A 1911-nucleotide genomic window follows, 5' to 3' on the forward strand; every position below is an offset into this window, starting at 1 on the left:
CCAAAAAAACTCCTCTTGCCTTCGATTCTTCTATCGTCTCACTTACCTGAACAGAGCTTGTCTTATCTGGAATATCGATATTGCATCCTATCAAACTTAGTAGGGATACACTTGTTAAAACTATTTGTGTTTTTTTATTCATACCATTATTCTGATCCGTATAAAAAAAACTATTTCTTCTTTATCAACAACAATTCTCCCATACATTTTCTCTTTTTTCCTCCGTATATATAATAAATTAAAGTGTCTTTGGATAATTCTTCTTCTGTTAAATCAAAAAATAAATACTCGGCTCCCATACTAATATTATTATTGGAAGTATCTCCATTCATACATCTTTCCCATGTTCGGGAGAGACCTATACTGTCTTTGGCTTCTATGTATAACTCGTTTCCTCTTTGTCTTTTGATATTTCCAAGAGTATCATATACCCAAGGAATTTCCGCCCATGCTTTTTTAATTATTTCTCTATTCGGCTTATATTCGGCCAAAAAAACTCCTTTGGCCTTCGATTCCTCTATTGTCTCACTTATTTGTGTAATCTTTGTTCTATCGGGTACATCGAAACCGCACCCTATCATACTTAATAGAGATACACTTGTTAAAACTATTTGTGTTTTTTTATTCATACCATTATTCTGATCCGTATAAAAAAAACTATTTCTTCTTTATCAACAACAATTCTCCCATACATTTTCTCTTTTTTCCTCCGTATATATAATAAATTAAAGTGTCTTTGGATAATTCTTCTTCTGTTAATGTAAAGATTAGATATTTCCCCTTAACACCCATATTACCATTGGAGGTATCTCCATTCATGCATCTTTCCCATGTTCGGGAGAGACCTATACTGTCTATGGCTTCTATGTATAACTCGTTTCCTCCTTGTTTTTTGATATTTCCAAGAGTATCATATACCCAGGGGATTTCTACCCATGCTTTTTTTATTATTTTTCTATTTGGCCTATATTCAGCCAAAAAAACTCCATTAGCCTTCGATTCTTCTATTGTCTCACTTATCTGGGTAGATAATGTTCTATCGGGTACATCGAAACCGCACCCTATCATATTTAGTAGGGATACACTTGTTAAAACTATTTGTATTTTTTTATTCATACCATTTTTTTAATCTTTATAAAGACATTTAAAGGGTGGTTATAAAAAAACTATTTCTTCTTTATCAACAGCAATTCTCCCATACATTTTCTCTTTTTTCCTCCGTATATATAATAAATTAAAGTGTCTTTGGATAATTCTTCTTCTGTTAATATAAAGGTAAGATATTTCCCCTTAACACCCACATTACCATTGGAAGTATCTCCATTCATGCATCTTTCCCATGTTCGGGAGAGACCTATACTGTCTTTGGCTTCTATGTACAACTCATGTCCTTTTTGTTTTTTGATATTTCCAAGGGTATCATATACCCAGTGGATTTCTACCCATGCTTTTTTTATTAGTTCCCTGTTCGATCTATATTCAGCCAAAAAAACTCCATTGGCCTTCGATTCTTCTATTGTCACACTTATCTGGGTAAATAATGTTCTGTCGGCAACATCGATATTGCATCCTACCATACCTATTAGGAATACACCTATTAAAACTATTTGTATTTTTTTATTCATACCATTATTCTGATCCGTATAAAAAAAACTATTTCTTCTTTATCAACAGCAATTCTCCCATACATTTTCTCTTTTTTCCTCCGTATATATAATAAATTAAAGTGTCTTTGGATAATTCTTCTTCTGTTAATTCAAAAATTAAATACTCAATTCCCATACTAATAGTACCATTGGAAGTTTCTCCTTGTTCGCATTCTAACCAACTATCGCTAAGACCTATACTGTCTTTTGATAGAATATATAATCTAAACCCCTTTGATTTTCTTATATTTACAAGTGTATCATA

At 32.0% G+C, this 1911-nt stretch carries 4 protein-coding genes; all 4 read right to left on the reverse strand.

The window, feature by feature from the left end:
- Positions 1–170: 170 nt before the first annotated feature.
- Positions 171–629 (reverse strand): hypothetical protein, encoded by a 459-nt coding sequence (locus C4S75_RS05730; RefSeq protein ID WP_105297363.1) that lies wholly within the window; start codon positions 627–629, stop codon positions 171–173.
- 28 nt (positions 630–657) lie between these two features.
- Positions 658–1116, reverse strand: coding sequence for a hypothetical protein (locus tag C4S75_RS05735; RefSeq protein ID WP_105297364.1), 459 nt, complete (start codon positions 1114–1116; stop codon positions 658–660).
- Between the two features lie 50 nt (positions 1117–1166).
- Positions 1167–1625 carry a hypothetical protein gene (locus C4S75_RS05740; protein WP_105297365.1) on the reverse strand — a complete coding sequence of 153 codons (459 nt, stop codon included), beginning with the start codon at positions 1623–1625 and terminating at the stop codon, positions 1167–1169.
- Between the two features lie 28 nt (positions 1626–1653).
- Positions 1654–1911, reverse strand: a 258-nt coding sequence (locus C4S75_RS10085; protein WP_158254220.1) for a hypothetical protein, incomplete at its 5' end; no start/stop codon positions are given.

The organism is Apibacter sp. wkB309 (assembly GCF_002964915.1).
GTDB lineage: Bacteria > Bacteroidota > Bacteroidia > Flavobacteriales > Weeksellaceae > Apibacter.